Consider the following 21,523-nt stretch of genomic DNA (forward strand, 5'->3'; position numbering starts at 1 on the left):
ATCGAGCCGACGCGCGAGCAGGGGAAATGGTGAGCACAGCGGTTGCTCGGCGCAGCACTCTGCCGGGGTTCGGTCTCACCATGGGGCTGACCCTGACATGGCTCTCCATCATCATCTTGATTCCGCTGGCCGGTCTGTTCCTCAAGACGTTCGAGCTCAGCTTTGACCAGTTCTGGGGCATCGTCACCAGCCGCCGCACGCTCAATGCGCTGAAGATTTCGTTCGGTCTCTCCTTTGCCGCGGCGCTGGTCAACCTGGTGATGGGCACGATCATCGTCTGGGCGCTGGTGCGCTATCGGTTTCCCGGCCGGCGGCTGTTCGACGCCATCGTCGATATCCCCTTTGCACTGCCGACCGCGGTGGCTGGTGTCGCGCTGACCTCGCTGTTCGCGCAAAAGGGCTGGCTGGGCGCGCCGCTGGCCGAACTCGGCATCAAGGTGGCGTTCACGCCGATCGGGATTTTCATCGCGATGATCTTCATCGGCATCCCCTTCGTGGTGCGAACCGTCCAGCCGGTACTGCTCGACCTCGACGTTGAAATCGAGGAAGCCGCCGCAAGCCTTGGGGCCAATCGCTGGCACACCGTGTTCCGGGTGATCCTGCCGAGCCTGATCCCGGCGCTCTTGACCGGATTTGCGCTGGCGTTCGCGCGCGCCGTCGGCGAATACGGCTCGGTCATCTTCATCGCCGGCAATCTGCCCAACGTCTCGGAAATCGCGCCGCTTTTGATCGTGATCCGGCTGTCCGAATTCCGCTATGCCGACGCCACCTCGATCGCCGTCGTCATGCTGGTCGCGTCATTCCTGATTATCTTCGCGGTCAATCGCCTGCAGCGCTGGGCGCAAACCCGAATCCCCGCGCATTGAGGGCCGATCGATGACGATGCAATCCGGCTTGGCGACTTCACCCACACAGTTGCGGGTCTACGCCCCGACAGCCGACCTTGATGTCGCTTCTCCGCCCTCGCGCGAGCAGGAGCGCGCGCGCGCGATCGTCTCACCGCGCGACTCGCGAACCGAGCCGGGTCCGGTCCGCTTCGTCATCATTGCGCTCGCGCTGACTTTCCTGACCGTGTTCGTCGTGCTGCCGCTGGTGGTCGTATTCGCGCAGGCCTTCTCCAAGGGCATCTCCTCGTATCTGGCGGCGCTGACGGAACCGGAAGCGCTCTCGGCGATCAGGCTGACGCTGCTGGTGGCGGCGATTTCGGTCGGCCTCAATCTGGTGTTCGGCGTGATCGCGGCATGGGCGATCGCCAAATTCGACTTTCGCGGCAAGACCTTTCTGATCACGCTGATCGACCTGCCGTTCTCGGTCAGTCCGGTCATATCGGGACTGGTCTTCGTGCTGCTGTTCGGCGCGCAGGGGTATTTCGGCCCTTGGTTGCAGGCGCACAATATCCACGTGCTGTTCGCGGTGCCCGGCATTGCGCTGGCGACCGTCTTCGTGACGTTCCCGTTCGTCGCCCGCGCGCTGATCCCCTTGATGCAGGAGCAGGGCACGCAGGAGGAGGAAGCGGCGATTTCGCTCGGCGCGTCGGGATTGCAGACGTTCTTCCGCGTCACGCTGCCCAATATCAAATGGGGTCTGCTCTATGGCGTATTGCTGTGCAATGCGCGCGCGATGGGCGAGTTCGGCGCGGTGTCGGTGGTGTCCGGCCATATCCGCGGCGAGACCAACACCATGCCGCTATTGGTCGAGATCCTCTACAATGAATATCAATTCGTGGCGTCGTTCGCGATCGCATCATTGCTGGCGATGCTGGCGTTGATCACGCTGGTGGTGAAAACCGTTCTCGAGCGGCGTCTGGACGAAGGGCAAATACCAAGGGACGATTCAAGTGACGATTGAAGTCAAAAACATCGTAAAGAAATTCGGCGCCTTCGCCGCCCTCGACAATGTCGACCTGAAGGTCGGCGACGGCGAATTGCTGGCGCTGCTCGGTCCCTCCGGCTCGGGCAAGACCACGCTGCTGCGGATCATCGCCGGGCTGGACTGGCCTGATGCCGGCGAAGTGTCGATCGGCGGTGAAGACGCGCTGGCGCGTGGCGCGAGCGAGCGTCAGGTCGGATTCGTGTTCCAGCATTACGCGCTGTTCCGCCACATGACGGTGTTCGAGAACGTCGCCTTTGGCTTGCGGGTCCAGCCGCGCGCCAACCGCAAGGACGAAGCCACGATCCGCGCCCGCGTCAAGGAGCTGCTCGATCTCGTGCAACTCGACTGGCTGGCCAATCGCTATCCCAGTCAATTGTCCGGCGGCCAGCGCCAGCGCATCGCATTGGCGCGCGCGCTCGCGATCGAGCCGCGCATCCTGCTGCTCGACGAGCCGTTCGGTGCGCTCGATGCCAAGGTGCGCAAAGAGCTGCGGCAGTGGCTGCGCTCGCTGCATTCCGAAATCCACGTGACATCGATCTTCGTGACCCATGACCAGGAAGAGGCGCTCGAGGTCGCCAACCGCGTCGTGGTAATGGACAAGGGCCGCATCGAGCAGATCGGCACGCCCGGCGACGTCTATGACAATCCGGCCACCGCGTTCGTGCATGGCTTCATCGGCGAATCCATCGTGCTGCCGGTCGATGTCAGCGGCGGTTCGGTGCGGCTCGGCGGCAGGCCCTTGAACATCGCCGCCAATGGGGCGGCATCCGGCGCCTCGAACCTGTTCGTCCGCCGCCATGACATGCAGATCGGCCCGGCCGGATCCGGCGCGCTGGAGGGGGCCGTGCGCCATGTCCGCTCGTTCGGCCCGATCCAGCGGGCGGAAGTCGCGCTCTCGGGCGGCGAAGGCAAAACCGTGATCGAGATCGACGCCCCCCGGGACCGGGAACTGCAGGCCGGGGAAATCGTCGGCCTGCAGCCCCGGCGCTACCGGATTTTTGCGGCGCAGGGCTGATCCACCTGTCATTCCGGGATGGTGCGTTAGCACGAGACCTCAGGTGCGCAATTGCGCACCGGGGAATCTCGAGATTCCGGGTTCGCTTCGCGCCCCGGAATGACGTCAAAAGCGGCTATCTTCACCATTCAGCCACGGTTGATATGCAACAACTGCCCCTCAATTTTGGGGAAATTTCGAATCATGCGCGCCGGGGCCGCGATTTTAGGACTTTTGTTGCTGGGTGGGTGCGCGGCAGACACCAAGATTCCGGACCAGCCCGCCATGTATCTCGACATGGCCCAGGCCGGCGCGGTGCTCGATCCGCAGGCGGCGGCCATCATGATCTCCCAATACCGCCAGAACAACGGCCTTGGCACCGTGGCGGTCGACCTGGACCTGATGAAGCTCGCCGAACAGCAGTCCCAGGCGATGGCGAGCCGCAACAAGATGGATCATGACGTGAAGGCCCCGCTGGACAAGCGGCTGGCGGCCTCCGGCTACCCCGCGACGCTGGCGGTCGAAAATGTGTCCGCCGGATATCACACCCTGGCGGAGGCGTTTTCCGGCTGGCGCGATTCACCGCCGCACAAGGCCAATATGCTCAAAAATGGTGTCACAAAATTGGGCATTGCGGCGAGTTATGCTCCAAACACCAAGTACAAGGTGTTCTGGACCCTCATTCTTGCATCAACTTGAAGCGTGATCCGGACCCGCAGGCCTTAGCGCAAAGCAGGCACCGTTTTTTGCGAAAAGATCATGCTCAAACAAAATGATAGAGCGGGATGACGTTTCGAAGAAAAATCATCCCACGCTATCGCGATAAACTCCGCGTGATGTTCCGTTCCATCTCGCGGATTGACGCCGTCGCGAACTGCCGCCACGGTGCGGTGGCTATTGTCCTCTAATTTGACGGTCACAATGGATAGTTCCGATTCCGCGCCAGCAACGACGCCTGCGAAAGCGCAACGGGTGCTGGTCCTGCAGGGCGGTGGTGCGCTCGGTTCCTATCAGGCCGGCGCCTTTCAGGCGCTGTGCCGTCAGGGGTTCGAACCGGAATGGATTGCCGGCATTTCGATCGGCGCCATCAACTCTGCGATCATCGCCGGTAACTCGCCGGAAAAGCGCGTCGACCGGCTGAAGGAATTCTGGGAGATGGTGTCATCCCCGGTGCCCTGGAATCCCGTCACGTCAGGCGACCGCGCGCGCTCGCTATTCAACGAGACCAGCGCCGCCCTGATCGCCACCTTCGGCGTGCCCGGCTTTTTCACGCCGCGTTTGCCGCCCGCGCCGCTGTGGCCGCCGGGCAGCCCGCAATCGCAGAGCTATTACGACACCTCGCCGCTGAAGAAGACGCTGGAGCGGTTGGTCGATTTCGACCGCATCAACGATTTGAAGATGCGGCTCAGCGTCGGCGCGGTCGGCGTGGCCTCGGGCAATTTCAGGTATTTCGACAATTACGAGTTCAAGAAGCTCGGCAAGAAGATCGGCCCCGAGCACATCATGGCGTCCGGCGCGCTGCCGCCGGGCTTTCCGTCCGTCGAGATCGAGGGCGAGCATTACTGGGATGGCGGCATCGCCTCCAACACGCCGCTGGACTTCGTGCTCGATGAGGAAGTCAAGCGCGACCTGTTGATCTTCCAGGTCGACCTGTTCTCGGCCCGCGGACAGCTGCCGGTGTCGCTGCTCGAGGCTGCGGAGCGCGAAAAGGACATTCGCTTTTCCAGCCGTACCCGCATGAACACCGACAAGAACAAGCAGATTCACAACGCCCGCATGGCACTGCGCGAGTTGCTTGGAAAGTTGCCGGATGATCTCAGGAACGATCCTTCGGTCAAAATTCTATGCCAGGCCGCCGAGGAAAACACCGTCACGGTGGTGCATCTGATCTACAAGAGCAAGAACTACGAATCCTCCTCCAAGGATTACGATTTTTCGCATGTCGGCATGGTCGAGCACTGGAACGCGGGTGTCCGCGACGTTCATCTGTCGATGCGTCACAAGGATTGGCTGGAACGGCCGCAGTCCGGCGAGACCATGGTGACTTACGATCTCACGGGGGACGGTACCGAGACCCCCGAAGCCAAAAAGGAGTGAAGCAGATATGGGTACGTTGACAGGCAAGACCGCCGTGGTGACCGGATCGACCAGCGGCATCGGATTGGCTTACGCGCGCGCCTTCGCCGGCGCCGGCGCCAACATCGTTCTCAACGGCATGGGCGTGCCCGCCGATATCGAGAAGGAACGCTCCGGCATCGAGACCGATTTCAAGGTCAAGGCGGTGCACTCGCCCGCTGACATGACCAAGCCCGCCGAGATCGCCGAAATGGTCGCGCTCGGCGAAAAGACCTTCGGCTCGGTCGATATCCTCGTCAACAATGCCGGCATTCAGTTCGTCTCCCCGATCGAGGAGTTCCCGCCCGAAAAATGGGAAATGATCATCGCGATCAATCTGTCGTCGGCGTTTTACGGCATCCGTGCCGCCGTGCCGGGCATGAAGAAGCGCGGCTGGGGCCGCATCATCAATACCGCCTCCGCGCATTCGCTGGTGGCTTCGCCGTTCAAGTCGGCCTATGTGTCGGCCAAGCACGGCATCGCCGGCCTGACCAAGACGGCGGCGCTGGAGCTTGCGACCTTCAAGATCACCTGCAACTGCATCAGCCCCGGCTACGTCTGGACGCCGCTGGTCGAGCACCAGATTCCCGAGACCATGAAGGCGCGCAATCTGACCAAGGAGCAGGTCATCCACGACGTGCTGCTGGAGGCGCAGCCCACCAAGGAGTTCGTGACCTCCGAGCAGGTCGCAGCCCTGGCGCTGTTCCTGTGCGGCGACGATGCCGCCCAGATCACCGGCGCCAACCTCTCGATCGACGGCGGCTGGACCGCGGAGTAGGGGTACTCGTCATGCCCCGCGAAAGCGGAGCATCCAGTAGGCCGGGAGCTCTCCGTTAAACTTCTGACGATTGCGATTACTGGATCACCCGCTTTCGCGGGTGATGACAGTTCGGATGCTTGGCTATTTCCCGAACGCCAGCACGTGCAGCCCAAGGCGTTGCCGGACGATCCAGAATAAGAGCACGGTCTCGAACACGAGCGAGATCGAGGTCGCGGCTGCGGCGCCATGGCCGCCGAAGCGCGGCACCAGCACGACGCACAGCACCAGGTTCATGACAAAGGAGAGCGCATAGGCCAGCGCGCAGATGTGCTGATGGCCGAGCATATTGAGGAGCCGCTCCACCGGGCCGATCGCCGAGCGCACCACAAGGCCGATCGCGGCGATGAACATGATGTCGTAGCCGGCGACGAATTGCGGACCGAACAGCCACAACAACGGCTTGCCCAGCGCCAGCAGCGCGAAGGTTGCGGCGAGCGAGGGCCAAAAGGTCCAGTTGATCGCATGGGCCACATAGGCCTCGAGCCGCGGCTTGTCGCCGAGCGCGTGATATTCGGCAAACCGGTGCGCGGTCGTTGCCGCCATCGCGTAGTGGATGAAGGACACCAGCGCCAGCGTCTTGACGACCGCGAAATAGACGCCGACCTCTTCCGACGAGCGGAACTGCTGCAGCACCAGCACGTCGGTGTAGGACAACAAAAGATAGAAGCTTTCCACCAGCAGGATCGGCAGCGAGACCGCGAGCCAGCCGCGGAAATCATAGGCCTTGGCGCCCGGCTCGATATGGCCGCCGAGCTTGCGGTTCAGCACCACCATCTGCCCGAGCATGGCGATCCAGACCGCGCCGGCGCTGGCCAGCATCGCGACGGTTGCGCCGAGGTGGAAGCCGAGCGCAAAGGCGCCTGCGGTGAGGCCGATGATCAGCGACTGGCGGACGATGAATTGCGGCATCAATCCGAGCCGCATCCAGTCATGCGACCGCGCAATGCCGTCCTGGGTGTTGGCGACCACGAAGGCCGGCAGCGTCAGGCAGCCGATATAGAGCGGCAAAACGGCGTTGGCGTCGATCCAGGGCGACAGCGTTTTGACGAGGCCCGCCAGCAGCAGCGAGACGATGGAGGATACCGCAAAGGTCAACCAGCGGCTGCCGGACAGGAAGCCGCGCAGCAGCGCGTGCTCGCCGCGGGCGCGGTATTCCGGAATGAGCTTTTGCGCGGACGCCGAGATGCCGAAATCCATCATGCTGCCGAGCAGCAGCACCCAGGTCCAGACATAGACATAGACGCCGTAATCCGAGCCGCCCATCCAGCGCGCCAGCAGGATCTGCGACAGATAGGCCAGCGCCGCGCTGAAGACGCGGATGATGAAGATCGTGCCGGCCAGCCGCTTGGTCACGGAGGCTTCGCTCGAGCCGCCAAGAAAACGGCCTGCTTTCGATCGCAGGCGAGCGATCACGCCGGCAGACGAAACGGTTGTGGATTGCGTGTCCATCACGGCCAAGGCGGAAATTCCCGGAGCGCGGCGAGAGCGCGGCGATGGTCCGATCTATCAACGATTCGTTAAGATTAGGTTGGGTGTGGGCCCGTCGTCCCGGCCTAGCATTACAGTTGCTTTGTTGATTTGAAGTGGGCGCGTTGAGCGGCGGCCTGGTGAGCTCTGCGCCAGAAAGACCATGCGATGATGTGTGCGGGTTGAATCCGTTTTCGAGCGAGTCTGATGGCAATGCGGCGGATTTCCTGGATTGACCAACGGATCAGTGGCGGCGTGGATATGTTTTGGCTTTTGCCGGGGGGCGCCGTTTCGTTTTTTTGGGCGGTGGCGGGTTAGCGCGATGTCGGATCGCGGCCATCATGGCGAAGGCGAGCATCACCAGGGACACGTGACGGTGCCAGCCATGCCAGGATCTGCTCTCGTTGTGATCGAGCCCGAACTCGTTTTTCGCGGTTTCAAAGCTGTCCTCGATCGCCCATCGATGGCCTTCGACCGCCACCAGCGTTTCGATGGATGTTCCCGCTGGACACCAGGTGGTGAAGAAGGCGAGGTCATCATCGGCGATGCGACGACGGATCAGCAGACCTCGTGTCCAAAGACCATGATTTGCGCTGTAAAATTCTTCGACCTCGAGATCGGCCAATTCGAGATAGCACCAATCGTGCAGCCGCGGTCCTTTGGTTCCGGCCCCTGCCGACAGGCGTTTCCAATCGGACGCGCGCCGCGTCCGAGCGATGTCCGCGGCCTTGCCGGCGACCGATCGCCGCTTGCCCCAGGATTGAAATACATGAGCGCTGCTGACCCCGAGCACGTAGCCTTTGCCTGCCCGGCGTAATTGCTGTTCGATATCGCCGACACCGTAGACAGTATCACCGGCAACCCACTTGAATGGTACAGACGCGGCTATGGCGCGTGCGATCATGCTCGTTGCAAGCTTTGGCTTGGTCGCAAAGCCGGCACCGGGAGGCACATATGCGGCTTCCAGACGATCTGGATCGTCGGTCCATTCCTTCGGAAGATACAGCGCGCGATCGATGAACGCATGACCGTGGCGCGACACGTAGGCGGCGAAGACGCCGATCTGGCAGTTCGTGATCTTGCCGGCGGAACCAGTGTATTGCCGCGCCACTCCGCACGATGCCTTGCCCTGCTTGAGAAAGCCGGTCTCGTCGATCACGAGCACCGCATCGTCATCCGCCAGGTGCTCAATGACATAGTCCCGGACGATGTCGCGCAGGGCATCAGCGTCCCAATCCCTGCGACCCAGGATCGCCTGTTGCCGCCAAGGACCGGGATCGCCAGCTGCCTCCGCGCGCATCCAACCGGTCTTGCGTTGCTCATCTCCGAGCAGGCTTTCCAGAAACAAGCCTGCATTCCTCGCAACACGATCTTGATTGAACAACGGACGTATCCGTTGCTTGATCTCACGAAGCGACGCCGCCCACAGCGCAAGCGTCTCTTCAATCGACGCTGGCCGCGTCCACGATCTTCGAATCATGGTTGCCCATGGATTCAGAAAACTGCATAAAAGGCAACTGTAGTGCTAGTGCGCAATTGCGCACGGGGGCCGGGACCCATACTGCCGCGGCCCCTCGTCTTGGAAAAGCTGTTCGACGACCTTCGTGCAACCACTCAGACCTGTGGTTATGGGTCCCGACTCGCGCGGAGCCTGTCATCGGGCGCGCATTCGCGCGACCCGGTGGCCTGGCCGGGACGACGGTGAAGGGTCAGTTCAGATTGATGTTGAATTCATACGCCTTGGCGCCGCCGATCAGCGTCAGTTTGAGCGCGGCGCCTTCCGCGGTTGCACCCGGCGGCAGACCGTCGAGCTCGAAGACAAAACGCTTCACTCCGGGCGGGCTGTCCTCGACCAGCTTTGGAACCGGCAACGCCCAGTCCGGTGTCGGCCCCTCGACGAACAGGCTGACTTCCTTGGCTTCGGGCGCGGTGACGTCGACCAGCACGTTCGCCTTGCCGTCGCGCTTGACGTCACGGATGGTGAGCGGATTGGGATCGCCGATATTGGCGGGCTTGGGGACGGTGTCCAGCGCGGCGGACAGTTCGGCGTCCGAGGTGCTTGCGACGCTGGCGAAAGCAAGTTCGGCGCTGGCCTCGACGGGAATGCAGAGCTTTTCGCAGACCGCGTAATTGATGTCGGCGCGCAGCGTCACCGGCTTGTCGGCATTCTTGGCGACGATCCTGAGCGGCAGCACGATCTGATGCGTGTAGCCCAGCGACGTGCCGCCCGCGCCGTCATCGAACTTGGTCGGCGCCGGCCACAGCACCGTCACGGCTTCCACATTTTCCGATTTGGAGAAATCGAACCGCGGCGGAACCCCGGAATCGCCGGGCGTCCGCCAATAGGTGTGCCATCCCGGCTGCAGCTTGACCGCGATACCGCCGAGCAATACCGCGCCGCTGCGCGATCCCGCCAGCAACCGGATGGCGGAATGGGTGTCCTGTTGCCACGGCGAGGCATCCTCGGCACGAACCTCGATTGCGGCACATGCGACGGACAATGTGGCGGCAAAGCCGAGCGCGGCGCGGATGGGAACTATGACGGTCATGACAGGTCTTTACAGCCAAGTTTCGCCGCAAACCATTGAATTGCTTGTGATGCGCCGCCTTTGCGGCACGAAGTTTATTTGACAGAACCGCCGTCCAATATCAGGATGTGAATCGGCATGAGAGGGGTTTGCGGATGAGCCCTGTAGGCAAGATACCGAAGCCCGTTGGCGGCGAGGCTGCTGGGGTCAAGGCGGCCGGCGTTGGCCATAACTCGTCCGATGACGGTTATCTCGACGGCCAGTTGCTGATCGCCATGCCGGTCATGGGCGATCCGCGTTTCGAGCGTTCGGTCATCTACATGTGCGCGCATTCCTCCGAAGGCGCCATGGGCATCATCGTCAATCGCCCGGCGGGCAGCATCGATTTCCCGGGATTGCTGGTACAACTCGACATCATCAAGACCGCCGACCAGATCACGCTGCCGGAAAACGCCGAGACCATGAAGGTGCTGAAGGGCGGCCCGGTCGATACCGGCCGCGGCTTCGTGCTGCATTCCAGCGATTTCCACATCAAGGATGCCACCCTCAACATCGACGAGGGCATCTGTCTGACGGCGACCGTCGACATCCTCAAGGCAATCGCGAAGGGTGCGGGACCCAAGCATGCGATCCTGGCGCTGGGTTATGCCGGCTGGGCGCCGGGGCAACTGGAAAACGAAATCCAGCACAATGGCTGGCTGCATTGCGATGCCGATCCGGATCTGATCTTCGGCGACGATGTCGAGGAGAAATACCAGCGCGCACTGCGCAAGATCGGGATCGATCTCGGCATGCTGTCGAACGAAGCCGGGCACGCGTAGTTTGTGTCGCCCCGGCGAACGCCGGGGCCCATAACCACGAAAGCCTATTGTGGGCTGCGATGGTTGCTCCATCACGTTGTCGACTATCTCGATCTCAGTTGAGAGGGCACAGCGTATGGGTCCCGGCTCGAGACCGGGACGACAAGTCTACTCCGCCGCCTGCTGCGCCACCGTCGGCTGCGTTCCCGCCACCGTAGCGCGGCGCATGTCGCGGGGCTGCGACTGGTCGTAGCGGCGGACGCGGTGCATGGTCTGGCGGTTGTCCCACATGATGAGGTCATGCACCGTCCATTTATGGACATGGACGAATTCCGGTTGCGTGGCGTGCTCGGTGAGATCGCGCAGCAACAGCCGGGCTTCGGGCATGCTCATGCCGAGAATCGCGCCGGCATGCGACGACAGGTACAGCGACTTGCGGCCATGCACCGGATGCGTGCGCACCAGCCGCTGCCGCACCGGCTTGAACATTTCCTTCTCTTCATCGGTGTAGTCGAGGAAGCCGAGCGATCCGCGCGAATACATCAGGGAATGTTCGCAGATCATGTCCTCGATTTCGGCCTTGGTCTCGTCGTCGAGCGCGTCATAGGCCGCGCGCATGTCGGCGAATTCGGTGTTGCCGCCCTTCGGGTTCACCACCCGCGCCGACAGCAGCGAAAATTTTGCCGGGATCGGGCGGAACGAACTGTCGGAATGCCAGAGGCAATTGCCGAGATTGAACAGATGAGCACGACTGTCACGTGGCAGCGGTTTGCCGTCCTTGTCGAGATTGGAAACGTCGTTGAGTCCGGTCGAGGCTAGGCGCGACTCATGCGGCTTGACGACATTGCCGCCGCGCGGATTCTCGCGCTCGCCGAAATTCAGCGCGAAGGCCATTTGCTGCGCGTCGGTAATGTCCTGGCCGCGAAACAGCAGCACGGCATATTTGTCCATGCCGGCTTCGATATCCCTGGCCTCCTGCGGCGTCAGCGGCTGGCGCAGATCGACGCCGGAAACCTCGCCGAAAAAGTGCTTGCCCAGCTGCCGGATCGTGACCGTCATGGCGTTTTCTCCAGGATGCGGCGGGCGGTTTTGCCGCTTCGTTTGGATGAAAAACTACTCCCGCGCATCGTGATGTCAACGCCGCGCAGGGCATGCGGCATTGCGCTAATTCCGTGTCCCGGACGCGGTGCAGCGTCTCTTGACGGTGCACCGCTGAGCCGGGACCAAAGCAGCGAGCATGGACTCCGGATCAGCAGCGCAACATTTCCGGGGAACGCCTCACGCGTTCCGCGCCATCAGCCCGCCGTCCACCGGGATCACCGCACCGGTCAGGAACGAGGCCGCCGGCAGGCACAGGCTCAGCGTCATGTGCGCCACTTCCTCGGGGTCGCCGTAGCGGCCGAGTGCGGTGCGGCGTTTGGCATAGATGGTCTTGTGCTCCTCCGAAATCCGCTCCGTGATCGCGGTCCTGATCGGCCCCGGGCAGATGCAGTTCACCGTGATGCCTTCGCGGCCGAGTTCCACCGCGAGCGAGCGCGTCAGGCCGGCGACGCCGGCTTTGGCGGCGGAGTAGGGACTGTGCAAGGCGGTAGCGCCGAGCGCTTCGGTGGAAGCGATATTGACGATCCGCGGCGATTTCGACTTTCTCAAATAGGGCAACGCGGCGCGGATGATGCGTTGATGTGCGGTCAGCATCACCGCCAGCCCTTTGGCCCATGCTTCGTCATAGCCGTCATCATCGATCGCGACGCGCACGGAGATGCCGGCATTGTTGATGACGATGTCGAGCCCGCCGAAATGCGCGGCCACGTCATTGACGACGGCGGTGATGTTATCGCGGTTGGCGACATCGAGCATCCAGGCTTTTGCCGCGCCGCCCTTTGCGTTGATCTCGCCGGCCACCGCCTGCGTGGCGTCGGCGTTGATGTCGGTGACGGCGACCTTGGCGCCTTCGGCTGCGAACACCAGCGCGGTGGCGCGGCCCATGCCGCTGGCGGCGCCGGTGACGAGAACGGTCAGGCCCGTAACCGAGCGGCTGAGTTGTTTGAAATCAGACATGGAATGCTCATGGAAAATGATGCGTTGCGTTGCAGGATTGACAAGGCTGGCACCGATCCGCAGACAGGTCAAACCAGGCAAGAACAGGATGCAATGGTGGCCAATATTTCCGGTCTGCAGATTCGTCGTCTGGAAACTTCGGACGCCGCCCTCTATCGGGACATCCGGCTGGAAGCTCTCAAGCAAAATCCCGAGGCCTTCGGCAGCACGTTTGAGCGAGAAAACGCGCAGCCGCTATCGTGGTTCGAAGCTGCCGTTGGCCGCTCGGATATTTTTGCCGCTTTCCTTGACGGGACGCTCGCTGGAATAGCGGGATATGTCGCGCAGGAAAGTACGAAGCAAGCGCATAAAGCGCTGCTTTGGGGCATGTATGTTCGTTCCGCTGCGCGAAACGCGGGTGTTGGAAAAGGGCTTGTTGCGGCCATCCTAAGCCACGCACGTGGGCGCGTGGAGATGGTTCAACTCAATGTGGTGAGCGAGAACGAAGCTGCGCGCCGGCTTTATAACGCCATGGGCTTTGTCGAGTACGGCTTTGAAAAAAGATCCCTCAAGCAGGAGGGGCGATATTACGATGAGGTTCTCATGGTCAAATTTCTCGATGAAGGGCTGAGTTAGAACACAAAAAAAGGAACGGGAGTGATGAACGAACTGGATTTCAGCGGCAAGCAGGTGCTGGTGGTCGGCGGCTCCAGCGGCATCGGCAACGGCATCGCGCAGGCGTTCCGCGCCAAGGGTGCGCGCGTGCACGTTTGCGGCACCCGCGCGAAGGCCGGCGATTATTCAGCCGAAGAAGGATCGCATCTCGAAGGCCTGGAATATGCGCAGCTCGACGTCAGCAATCCGCAGGCGATCGAGAAATTCGCTCCTTCGTTTGCAAAACTCGACGTGCTGGTGCTGGCGCAGGGCGCGGTGATCTACCGCCGCGGGGAATTCGAGATGGACGGCTTTCGCAAGGTGCTGGAAGTCAACCTGATGAGCCTGATGGCGTGTGCGACGAAATTTCACGCGATGCTGGCGGCCAGCCAAGGCTCGCTCATCATCGTCAGTTCGACCGCGGCCTATCATTCGACGATGGGCAATCCCGCCTACAACGCCTCGAAGACCGGCGCGGTCGGGCTGACGCGAACGCTCGGCGAGGCGTGGGCCGGGAACGGCATCCGAGTCAACGGCATCGCGCCCGGCCTGGTCGACACCAAGATGACCAAGGCGACGACGGCCAATCCGAAGCGGCTCGAAGGCGCGCTGGAGCGGATCCCGTTGAAGCGGCTGGGCACGCCCGCCGACATGGCCGGCGCCGCATTGTTCCTGGCATCGCCGTTGTCGTCCTACATCATCGGCCAGACGCTGGTGGTCGATGGCGGACTGATTCTTTGACGCATAGCGTTTTCGAGCGAAGCCAGCCCCGCACTTGATGCGGGGTGGGGACCGGTTCGCGTGAAGAAAACGCGTCAAACCTAAAGTCCAGGAACTGGAGCGGGTCTCGCCGGTTACCTCTCTGAACAATCAGGGAGTAGACGCGATGGACAAGGATCGAATTGCCGGGTCGGCAAAGGATTTCGCCGGTAAGGTCGAAGGCGCCGTCGGCGATGTCACGGGCGATGCCAACACGCAGGCCACGGGCCGCGCGCGCGAAGCGGCGGGCACGGTGCAGAATTTGTACGGTCAGGCCAAGGACGTCGCGCGCGAGGCCACCGATGCGGCCGTGAACTATGCCAAGGACGCCTACGACAACCGCGGCGACACGCTTCGTGGCGGCCAGCAGGCCGTCGCCAGGACCGTGCAGGAGAATCCGCTTGGCGCGTTGCTGGTCGCGGGCGGAATTGGATTTGCGCTGGCGCTATTGATGACGCGACCGCCGCGCCGCCCGCCGCCGCGCTGGCGCTATTACGGTTAGACTAACCCGTCATTCCGGGGCACGCTGAAAGCGCGAACCCGGAATCCAGAAGTGATTGGGCGCGAGATTCCGGGTTCGATGCTTCGCATCGCCCACGATGTGCAATCGCACATCGGGGAATGACGACGGTCACCATCTCGTGAAATTGCCCGGCGGGACTTCGGCCGACCGTCCGACATTGCCGGGCGGACGCGGCACGCCGGGCGCACGTGGCGGCGGTGGAGCCACCTGATGCGGCGTCGTACCAAAACCGCCGAAGAAATCCCGCAGCGAGGGCGAACTGTTCAGCGAGGGCGAACTGTTCTGAGCCGGCCGGAAAACCCTTTTCTGCGCCGACTTCGGCGGCGCGGCGGGCGCTGTAGCGGACACCGTTCCATCCGGCGCGGTGGCGGCGACCGGCGTATCGCCCTTGGCCTGCTCGCGGCCGATCTCACGGCGCGGCCAGGCGAAATCATCGGCGCGGCCGGCGGGCGGCGCCAGCGGCTCGCCCTTCACCAGCGTCCGTGCGGCCAGCGCGTCGACCGCGGCGGGGCGTGAGCCGGGTCCGCCGAGCAATTGATCGGTGCCGACGGAGGATGCCACCAGCGGCAGGATCGGTCCGGCCAGCGGACGCGGCGCCGGCTGGCCGGGGACGGCATTGGCATCGGGGGTTGCAGGTTCGGTCGGAAGCGCGATCGGCCCGGAATGCGCGGCCAACAGGCGCGTCACCTCGCGCTCGACATAATGCGCGAGTTTGAGCGCGCCGTACTTGTTGAAATAGACTCCGTCTTTCGACCGCAGCAAGCGCGGCTGACCTTCGAAGTCCGGGCCTTTGAGCATGAAGCGGCCGGCTTCATCGACAAAGCCGTCCCAGACGTCAACATAGGTGATGCCGGCCTTGCGGGCGGCGTCGCGATACAGCGCATCCAGGAACAGCATGTCCGCCGTTCCCCTCTGCCCAAAGATCGCGGGCAGGCCGACCCACAGCACCGGCACGCCCTTGGATTTCAAGACGCCGATCATCTCCTCGATCTTCTTGGTGTAGAGCTCGACCCAGCGTTCCTCGCGGAACTCATAAATGCCGTTCGGCGAACGCGCGCTCTTTTCCGGCGCGATGATCGGCGGCGCATCGGCATTGTCGGCGGCATCGTCCGGCGACAATTCGGTATCGACCAGCTTGTCGTCGGGTTTTGCGGCCGCATCGGGCGAGCCGTCCGGCTTGGTGCCGGGTTTCGCATCGCCGGGCTTGGCATCCGGCTTGGCGCGGGCGTCCTTTTTATCGTCTTTCTTGTCGCCCTTTTTATCGGCCGACTTGTCCGCCGCCGGCTCGCGCAAGGCGACGCGGTCGTTGAGGCCGAGCATGACCACGATGGCATCAGGCTTTTCGGTCGCGAGGATGCCCCGGGCAGCGGCGGCCCAATCGGCCGGATCGCCCTTGGGCTGATACTTGATCAGGCCGGATACGGTCTTGTGCTTGCGGATCACGCCCATTTCGGGCTGTTCGGCGTAGGCCTCCTCCAGACCGTAGGCGAGCCAGTCCGCCATGCCGTCGCCAAGCACCAGCACGTTGCGCTCCGGTACGGTTTCGCGCTTGGCAGGCGCCGGCGCCCTGGAAAAATCCTCGCGGGGACGTTGCGGGGCCTGCTGCTGAGAGGGGGCAAAGAAGTCGCCGCCGAACCAGCCACCACCGCCGCTGCGTGGCTGCGGTGCCGGCCGCGCCGGCCCGCCGAAATTGAAATTGAAGAACTGCGCCGAAGCCGGTCCAACGATGCCGATCAACAACGCGATCGCAACCGCCAGCGCGACCAAGGGCCCGGTGTCAGTGAACGCGCGCAAAAACGATTTGGGCTTCGGCATCCGGCTCGTCGCAATGGATCGTGAAGGTATCGGCTATAATAGCGGAATCAGGCCGCAAGCGGGCAGATTTTCCACCATAAACCGGGCATCGGCCGCCGCCGTCAAGGCATCCCCAAAATACCGGTTTTCACGGTTACTTTTGGGGCCGGAAGAGGTTCATAGCGTTTTCAAGCGAAGTGGGAGCCGGTTCGCGTCAAGAAAACGCGTCAAAACAAAAGCCTACCGCCCTCTCAGGCGCTCCAGCACGTCGGCGGAGGCAAATCCGTCCGCTGGCGCCCCGATCGAGGCCTGGAAGCTGCGCAGCGCCTCCCGGGTCTGCCCGCCAAACTGGCCGTCCGGCGTGCCGCGATAGAAGCCGCGCTGGGCCAGCAATTGCTGCAGTTCCAGCCGCTCCGCCCGCGACAGCACCCGTTCCTGCCGCGGCCAGGGCTGCACGAACGGCGGGCCGCCGCGCAGGCGGTCGGCGAAGTGCCCGATCGCGAGCGCATAGGCCTCCGCCGGGTTGTATTTCATGATCACCCGGAAATTCTGCAGCATCAGGAAACCGGGGCCCTCGGCACCTGCGGGCGCCAGCAGATAGGCGGTCTCGGCGGAGTTCGGGAACGGCTTGCCGTCGGCGCGCTTCAGCCCCTGCTGCTGCCATTTGGCGATCGACATCGCCTTGGCGCGATCCGCCAGCATGAAATTAAAGTTTTGCGGCAGGGCGACCTCATAGCCCCAGGTTTGACCGGTCTGCCAGCCGTCCTTCCTGAGGTTGTTGGCGGTCGAGGCGATCAGGTCGGCCGGATCATCGACGACGTCGCGGCGGCCGTCGCCATCGCCGTCGACCGCGTAGCGCTTGAACGCGGTCGGCATGAACTGGGTCGGCCCGAACGCCCCGGCCCAGGAGCCGCGCATCTGTTCGGGCTTGAGATCGCCGCGGTTGAGGATTTCCAGCGCCGAGAGGAACTCGTCCTTGAAATAGGCCTGGCGGCGGCCGATGCAGGCCAGCGTCGCAGTGGAATTGAGCACGCCGCGATCGCCCATCTGGGTCGAGTAGTTCGACTCGATGCCCCAGATCGCCGCGACCGCATAGCGGTCGACGCCGTAGGTCTTTTCCGCAGCGTCGAATTGCGGCTTGTACTTGGCTAGGATCTCGCGGCCCTTGGCGAGGCGGTTGTCGTTCACGAGAATGTCGAGATAGTCCCAGATCGCCTTGGTGAATTCGGGCTGCGAATCCATCAGGTCCATGATGCGCAGGTCTGGCTCCAGCCCTGTGGTGAAGCGCTCGAAATTTTGCTGGGTGATGTTGCGGCGTGCGGCATCGGGCCACATCGAAGCGACGCAGTTCGGGAAATTCGCCGCCGCCTGACGGATCGCGCTCGCGGTCATCAGGGGATGGCCGGAGGCGCCGTCCTCGCCGCTCCAGGGCGGCGGCGCGCCATCGGGGCCGGGCGCCGCTTGCGGCGGCGTGGCGGATTTAGGGCCTGAGAAGATATTGCCGAAAAAATTCGAAACGCTGTTGCCGTCCTGCGACTGCGCGCAGGCCTGGCCGGAAAACAGCAGCGCCGTCACGATGATGATCGCGCCGGTCCGATGGGTGATCGATGGTCCCGTCAAACGCATGTCGTGCCCGTCCGCCTGAAATCCCGTTTCAGAAGGCCTTGTCGCGGTTTCCAATAGCTTAACAAAGGCGAGATTTTGTTGCTGCCCCCTTCTGCCGCAAGGGGGATGAAACAATCGGCATCACACATCCGCCTTTGTTCCCGGGTGCAAAGTGGCTACCAACGTGCGAACAATCGCGCGCTCCCTCCCTCGCAAGGCCCCCGACATCCCCCATGAAAATCCGCAAAGCCGTCTTCCCGGTCGCCGGCCTCGGCACCCGCGTCCTGCCCGCCACCAAGGCGATGCCGAAGGAAATGCTGACCATCGTCGACAAGCCGCTGATCCAGTACGTGGTCGACGAGGCCAAGGAGGCCGGCATCGAGCATTTCATCTTCGTCACCGGGCGCAACAAGGGCGTGATCGAGGATCATTTCGACCGGATGTTCGAACTCGACACCACGCTCGCCGCGCGCGGTAACAAGAAGGCCGAGCAGGACATCCTGGCGCGCGACCAGCCGCCCGCCGGCGCCACCAGCTTTACCCGGCAGCAGGCGCCACTCGGCCTCGGCCATGCGGTGTGGTGCGCGCGCGATATCGTCGGCGACGAGCCGTTCGCGGTGGTGCTGCCGGACGAACTGGTGCTGAACACGCCGGGCTGCCTTGCGCAGATGATCGAGGCCGCCAGCAAGCTCGGCGAAAAATCCAACCTGATCGCGGTCGAAGCGGTGCCCGACCATCTCACCCACCAATACGGCATCTGCGGCGTCGGCAAGCGCCACGCCCATGGCAACATGTTCGAGGTCGACGGCATGGTGGAGAAGCCGCCGAAGGGAACGGCGCCATCCAATCTGTCGATCACCGGGCGCTACATCCTGCAACCCGAGATCTTCAAGATCCTCGAGACCCAGGAACGTGGCGCCGGCGGCGAAATCCAGCTCACCGATGCGATGATAGGCCTTGCCAAATCGCAGAGCTTCTACGGCGTCGAGTTCGAAGGCGAGCGCCACGATTGCGGCTCGAAGCCGGGTTTTCTGCGCGCCAACATCGCCTTCGGCATGGCCCGCCCCGACCTGCGCGACGGCCTGCGCGCGGAGATGAAGAAATATCTGGAGAAGTAGAGGCGAGGGCGTTGGCGTTTTTGCCGTCATTGCGAGGAGCGTAGCGACGAAGCAATCCATTCTTTCTTTTCGTAGCACGATGGATTGCTTCGCGGAGCCTGTCATCGGGCGCGCATTCGCGCGACCCGGTGGCTCGCAATGACGCGGTTGGTGCAGGCTCCTAAGCCACCAGCGACAGCTTAGGCACACTCGCCAGCACCGTCTGGTTGCGGCCGTTGGCCTTGGCTGCGTAGAGCGCCTTGTCGGCGGCTTCGATGAGATCGGACCAATGCATCCCCGCAGCGGGCGTCATGCTCGCGGCTCCGATACTGACGGTAGTGGCCGTCGGGTCTTCGGACCAGCATTCGACTTTCCGCCGGATGGCTTCGGCGACCCCGACCGCTTCGATCGCCGAGAGCCCCGGCAAAAGCACCGCGAATTCCTCGCCGCCGAAACGCGCCGGGCAATCGCCGGCCCGGCGCACCGAGTCCGAAATGCAAATGGCGATGCCGACCAGCACCTGGTCGCCGGCCTGGTGGCCATAGGTGTCGTTGTAGGACTTGAAATGGTCGGCATCGATCATCAACAGCGCGACCGGCATGTCGTTGCGCACGGCGCGCCGCCACTCGGCATCGATCTCGCTATCGAACTTGCGCCGGTTCTTCAGCCCGGTCAGCGCGTCGGTGGTGGCGAGCTCCTCGAGCTTGTCCTCGGCCTTGGCGCGGCGGCCGATCTCGCGCGCCAGGAACAGCGCGGTGCCGAGCACGAACAGGATCAGCGCCGTCATGATCGCGCCGATCCGGATCGCCTCGGTGCGCCAGAGGCTGAAGATGCCGTCCAGGGGCTTGCCGACCACGGTGTAGAGGGGACTGGTGCTGCTGCGCCGCACGTATAGCCGGGCAATCCCGTCTACCGGGCCGACACCGGAATAGGACCCGTTGCTCTGCAGGTTCGCCGGATTCCAGTTTGACCGCTCCGCCAGGTTCTTGCCGATGACGTCGAGGTCGAACGGTGTCCGCATGATGATCGTTCGATCGCGACGCAGCACGGTGATGATGTCGCCGGGGTTGAGGCTCAGCCGCCCGAACAGGTCATGGAAATAGGAAAACCGGATCGAGCCGGCGACCACGCCGAGAAAGCTGCCGTCGGGGCCGGTGATGCGCTGGCTCAGCACGATCGCATAGGCGCTCCGGTGCAGCATCGGCTTGCTGATGAACAGGCCGATGTCGGGATCCTCGCGATGAACCCGAAAATACTCTTCGTCGCTGCGATCTTCCGGCACCGGATCGAGGCTCGAAGCGTCGATGGTCAGCTTGCCCTTCGCGTCGAACACCTGGATCGCGCCGAAATGCTTGGCGGTCGCAGCGTGATCAAACAGGATCAGGTGCCGCAGCTCCTTGCTGACGTCCTTGATCTCCGGCATCACCAGATTGCTGGCGACCGCGCGCAGCGACAGGTCGTACAATTCGATATTGCGGCTGATATCGGTGTCGATGCCGGAGGCCAGATTCTCGAGCGTCTGCCGCGCCAGCTCTTCCTCGCCGCGGCGCATGTCGAGCATGACGCAGGCGCAAATCGCGGAAAAGCCGATCACGGTCGCAACCGACGAGGCGATCAGCAGCTTTGCCGATAGCCGCCAGCGCCTGCTGGTTCCAGCCGCGTCTTTTCGCCGTCCGAATGGCATCGTCCGCTCCAACCTCCTTGGATGCACCGGAAACCTTGTCGCTGCCTTAAATCGCGACAGCGACGCGGTAATGAGTTAACGATTGGTTGCCGGATTCGTGTCAACGCGACCGTGCCACGCGACAACTGCCCCAGACCTACCTGCCCCGAGACCCCCCTGTGAACGACTACGACCTGTTGCGGGACTACCTGAAGAAGCAAAAGCTTCCCGAATTCGTGCTGAGCTTCGAGCAGATCGAGGAGATCATCGACGCCGCCCTGCCGCGCGCGGCGCATCGCGCCTCATGGTGGGAAACGCTACGCAGCCCGCAGGAGAAGATGCCGCAGCGCGAAGCCTGCCTCGAAGCCGGCTATATCGCGACGCGGCAGGCCGACGGGAAGAGCGTGAGGTTCAAGAAGATGAAGGCGGGGAAATAGTTTCGCCGCGCAACAGGCCGTCGTTCCGCGGTTCGTTCCCCCGAACTGACCGGGCGTGAACCCATAAATCCGCAGCGTTAGCGGACGTCCGCTTTGGTGCGCTACGGACTCGAGTCGGAAATTCCGCGAGGTCCGAAAAGTGCCAGAAGCGGAACTCTAGCAGCACGGATGCAATGGCCCCCGGCCGTGATCTGGACCTGCAAGATTCATCCACGATCCTGCAAAAGGGCGCCGAGCGCTGTGGATCTGTTTGCAGGATCGGATATCCTTGCGCCGCAGCAGGATAACGTTGGCAGGTACGATGTCATGAACGGCAGCAAAACAATCTATAGTGAGATGGTGGACATCGTCTCTCGTT

General features: G+C 63.0%; 20 protein-coding genes. 12 read left to right on the plus strand and 8 right to left on the minus strand.

From position 1 onward, the window contains the following. The first annotated feature begins 26 nt into the window (after nt 1-26). The 6 genes from cysT to V1289_RS28460 all read left to right on the plus strand — a co-directional run bounded on the left by cysT (nt 27) and on the right by V1289_RS28460 (nt 5,759). Complete coding sequence (cysT, locus tag V1289_RS28435; RefSeq protein ID WP_334400779.1) at nt 27-866, plus strand: sulfate ABC transporter permease subunit CysT; 840 nt, start codon at nt 27-29, stop codon at nt 864-866. Between the two features lie 10 nt (nt 867-876). Beyond that, on the plus strand, nt 877-1,848 hold the full coding sequence (gene cysW, locus V1289_RS28440; protein WP_334400781.1) for a sulfate ABC transporter permease subunit CysW: 972 nt from the start codon (nt 877-879) through the stop codon (nt 1,846-1,848). Further along, nucleotides 1,838-2,887, plus strand: coding sequence for a sulfate/molybdate ABC transporter ATP-binding protein (locus V1289_RS28445; RefSeq protein WP_309179959.1), 1,050 nt, complete (start codon nt 1,838-1,840; stop codon nt 2,885-2,887). The genes cysW and V1289_RS28445 overlap by 11 nt, the downstream gene beginning before the upstream one ends. 183 nt (nt 2,888-3,070) lie before the next feature. Then, nucleotides 3,071-3,565, plus strand: coding sequence for a CAP domain-containing protein (locus V1289_RS28450; protein ID WP_334400783.1), 495 nt, complete (start codon nt 3,071-3,073; stop codon nt 3,563-3,565). Nucleotides 3,566-3,787: 222 nt separating this feature from the next. Further along, complete coding sequence (locus tag V1289_RS28455; RefSeq protein ID WP_334400785.1) at nt 3,788-4,963, plus strand: patatin-like phospholipase family protein; 1,176 nt, start codon at nt 3,788-3,790, stop codon at nt 4,961-4,963. A 7-nt stretch (nt 4,964-4,970) separates the two neighbouring features. Then, nucleotides 4,971-5,759: a 3-hydroxybutyrate dehydrogenase gene (locus V1289_RS28460; RefSeq protein WP_309179955.1), complete on the plus strand. Its 789-nt coding sequence runs from the start codon at nt 4,971-4,973 to the stop codon at nt 5,757-5,759. 123 nt (nt 5,760-5,882) lie between these two features. Here V1289_RS28460 and V1289_RS28465 read toward each other — a convergent pair whose 3' ends face one another. From V1289_RS28465 to V1289_RS28475, 3 genes are all read right to left on the minus strand, one after another. Further along, the gene (locus tag V1289_RS28465) at nt 5,883-7,259 is read right to left on the minus strand and encodes a flippase (protein ID WP_334400787.1); all 1,377 of its coding nucleotides are present in this window, start codon (nt 7,257-7,259) and stop codon (nt 5,883-5,885) included. A gap of 253 nt (nt 7,260-7,512) precedes the next feature. Continuing rightward, the gene (locus V1289_RS28470) at nt 7,513-8,748 is read right to left on the minus strand and encodes an IS701 family transposase (protein ID WP_334397144.1); all 1,236 of its coding nucleotides are present in this window, start codon (nt 8,746-8,748) and stop codon (nt 7,513-7,515) included. A 229-nt stretch (nt 8,749-8,977) separates the two neighbouring features. After that, nucleotides 8,978-9,817: a protein-disulfide reductase DsbD domain-containing protein gene (locus V1289_RS28475; protein ID WP_309179953.1), complete on the minus strand. Its 840-nt coding sequence runs from the start codon at nt 9,815-9,817 to the stop codon at nt 8,978-8,980. A gap of 134 nt (nt 9,818-9,951) precedes the next feature. On the opposite strand from V1289_RS28475, the gene V1289_RS28480 reads away from it, so the two are divergent. After that, nucleotides 9,952-10,617, plus strand: coding sequence for a YqgE/AlgH family protein (locus V1289_RS28480; RefSeq protein ID WP_309179952.1), 666 nt, complete (start codon nt 9,952-9,954; stop codon nt 10,615-10,617). A 147-nt stretch (nt 10,618-10,764) separates the two neighbouring features. Here V1289_RS28480 and V1289_RS28485 read toward each other — a convergent pair whose 3' ends face one another. Further along, nucleotides 10,765-11,655 carry a TauD/TfdA dioxygenase family protein gene (locus V1289_RS28485; RefSeq protein ID WP_334400789.1) on the minus strand — a complete coding sequence of 297 codons (891 nt, stop codon included), beginning with the start codon at nt 11,653-11,655 and terminating at the stop codon, nt 10,765-10,767. A 219-nt stretch (nt 11,656-11,874) separates the two neighbouring features. Beyond that, nucleotides 11,875-12,654, minus strand: coding sequence for an SDR family NAD(P)-dependent oxidoreductase (locus V1289_RS28490; RefSeq protein ID WP_334400790.1), 780 nt, complete (start codon nt 12,652-12,654; stop codon nt 11,875-11,877). A gap of 9 nt (nt 12,655-12,663) precedes the next feature. Here V1289_RS28490 and V1289_RS28495 point away from each other — a divergent pair, with 9 nt between their 5' ends. The 3 genes from V1289_RS28495 to V1289_RS28505 all read left to right on the plus strand — a co-directional run bounded on the left by V1289_RS28495 (nt 12,664) and on the right by V1289_RS28505 (nt 14,548). Then, on the plus strand, nt 12,664-13,269 hold the full coding sequence (locus tag V1289_RS28495) for a GNAT family N-acetyltransferase (RefSeq protein WP_334400791.1): 606 nt from the start codon (nt 12,664-12,666) through the stop codon (nt 13,267-13,269). Between the two features lie 24 nt (nt 13,270-13,293). Then, on the plus strand, nt 13,294-14,028 hold the full coding sequence (locus V1289_RS28500; protein ID WP_334400792.1) for an SDR family NAD(P)-dependent oxidoreductase: 735 nt from the start codon (nt 13,294-13,296) through the stop codon (nt 14,026-14,028). Nucleotides 14,029-14,173: 145 nt separating this feature from the next. Continuing rightward, on the plus strand, nt 14,174-14,548 hold the full coding sequence (locus tag V1289_RS28505; RefSeq protein WP_334400794.1) for a CsbD family protein: 375 nt from the start codon (nt 14,174-14,176) through the stop codon (nt 14,546-14,548). Nucleotides 14,549-14,677: 129 nt separating this feature from the next. Here V1289_RS28505 and V1289_RS28510 read toward each other — a convergent pair whose 3' ends face one another. Both V1289_RS28510 and V1289_RS28515 read right to left on the minus strand, forming a co-directional pair. Then, nucleotides 14,678-16,384, minus strand: coding sequence for a DUF459 domain-containing protein (locus V1289_RS28510; RefSeq protein WP_334400796.1), 1,707 nt, complete (start codon nt 16,382-16,384; stop codon nt 14,678-14,680). Nucleotides 16,385-16,603: 219 nt separating this feature from the next. Then, the gene (locus tag V1289_RS28515; protein ID WP_334400798.1) at nt 16,604-17,989 is read right to left on the minus strand and encodes a lytic murein transglycosylase; all 1,386 of its coding nucleotides are present in this window, start codon (nt 17,987-17,989) and stop codon (nt 16,604-16,606) included. 212 nt (nt 17,990-18,201) lie between these two features. Here V1289_RS28515 and V1289_RS28520 point away from each other — a divergent pair, with 212 nt between their 5' ends. After that, a complete protein-coding gene (locus V1289_RS28520; RefSeq protein WP_074273117.1) occupies nt 18,202-19,086 on the plus strand; it encodes a UTP--glucose-1-phosphate uridylyltransferase in 885 nt (294 codons plus the stop codon). A 160-nt stretch (nt 19,087-19,246) separates the two neighbouring features. Here the strand turns inward: V1289_RS28520 and V1289_RS28525 are convergent, their stop codons facing one another. Further along, entirely contained in the window at nt 19,247-20,749 is a 1,503-nt protein-coding gene (locus V1289_RS28525) for a sensor domain-containing diguanylate cyclase (protein WP_334400800.1), read from the minus strand. A gap of 158 nt (nt 20,750-20,907) precedes the next feature. On the opposite strand from V1289_RS28525, the gene V1289_RS28530 reads away from it, so the two are divergent. Further along, nucleotides 20,908-21,165, plus strand: coding sequence for a DUF7662 domain-containing protein (locus V1289_RS28530; protein ID WP_334400802.1), 258 nt, complete (start codon nt 20,908-20,910; stop codon nt 21,163-21,165). The last annotated feature ends 358 nt before the right edge of the window (nt 21,166-21,523 follow it).

This window comes from Bradyrhizobium sp. AZCC 2289 (genome assembly GCF_036924615.1).
Taxonomy (GTDB): domain Bacteria; phylum Pseudomonadota; class Alphaproteobacteria; order Rhizobiales; family Xanthobacteraceae; genus Bradyrhizobium.

Bases quoted from the DNA above. Each gene is read 5' to 3' on its own strand.
- cysT (WP_334400779.1), top strand. From the start codon at position 27: ATGGTGAGCACAGCGGTTGCTCGGCGCAGCACTCTGCCGGGGTTCGGT.
- cysW (WP_334400781.1), top strand. From the start codon at position 877: ATGACGATGCAATCCGGCTTGGCGACTTCACCCACACAGTTGCGGGTC.
- V1289_RS28450 (WP_334400783.1), top strand. From the start codon at position 3,071: ATGCGCGCCGGGGCCGCGATTTTAGGACTTTTGTTGCTGGGTGGGTGC.
- V1289_RS28455 (WP_334400785.1), top strand. From the start codon at position 3,788: ATGGATAGTTCCGATTCCGCGCCAGCAACGACGCCTGCGAAAGCGCAA.
- V1289_RS28460 (WP_309179955.1), top strand. From the start codon at position 4,971: ATGGGTACGTTGACAGGCAAGACCGCCGTGGTGACCGGATCGACCAGC.
- V1289_RS28470 (WP_334397144.1), bottom strand. From the start codon at position 8,748: ATGATTCGAAGATCGTGGACGCGGCCAGCGTCGATTGAAGAGACGCTT.
- V1289_RS28475 (WP_309179953.1), bottom strand. From the start codon at position 9,817: ATGACCGTCATAGTTCCCATCCGCGCCGCGCTCGGCTTTGCCGCCACA.
- V1289_RS28480 (WP_309179952.1), top strand. From the start codon at position 9,952: ATGAGCCCTGTAGGCAAGATACCGAAGCCCGTTGGCGGCGAGGCTGCT.
- V1289_RS28485 (WP_334400789.1), bottom strand. From the start codon at position 11,655: ATGACGGTCACGATCCGGCAGCTGGGCAAGCACTTTTTCGGCGAGGTT.
- V1289_RS28490 (WP_334400790.1), bottom strand. From the start codon at position 12,654: ATGTCTGATTTCAAACAACTCAGCCGCTCGGTTACGGGCCTGACCGTT.
- V1289_RS28495 (WP_334400791.1), top strand. From the start codon at position 12,664: ATGGAAAATGATGCGTTGCGTTGCAGGATTGACAAGGCTGGCACCGAT.
- V1289_RS28500 (WP_334400792.1), top strand. From the start codon at position 13,294: ATGAACGAACTGGATTTCAGCGGCAAGCAGGTGCTGGTGGTCGGCGGC.
- V1289_RS28505 (WP_334400794.1), top strand. From the start codon at position 14,174: ATGGACAAGGATCGAATTGCCGGGTCGGCAAAGGATTTCGCCGGTAAG.
- V1289_RS28510 (WP_334400796.1), bottom strand. From the start codon at position 16,384: ATGCCGAAGCCCAAATCGTTTTTGCGCGCGTTCACTGACACCGGGCCC.
- V1289_RS28515 (WP_334400798.1), bottom strand. From the start codon at position 17,989: ATGCGTTTGACGGGACCATCGATCACCCATCGGACCGGCGCGATCATC.
- V1289_RS28520 (WP_074273117.1), top strand. From the start codon at position 18,202: ATGAAAATCCGCAAAGCCGTCTTCCCGGTCGCCGGCCTCGGCACCCGC.
- V1289_RS28525 (WP_334400800.1), bottom strand. From the start codon at position 20,749: ATGCCATTCGGACGGCGAAAAGACGCGGCTGGAACCAGCAGGCGCTGG.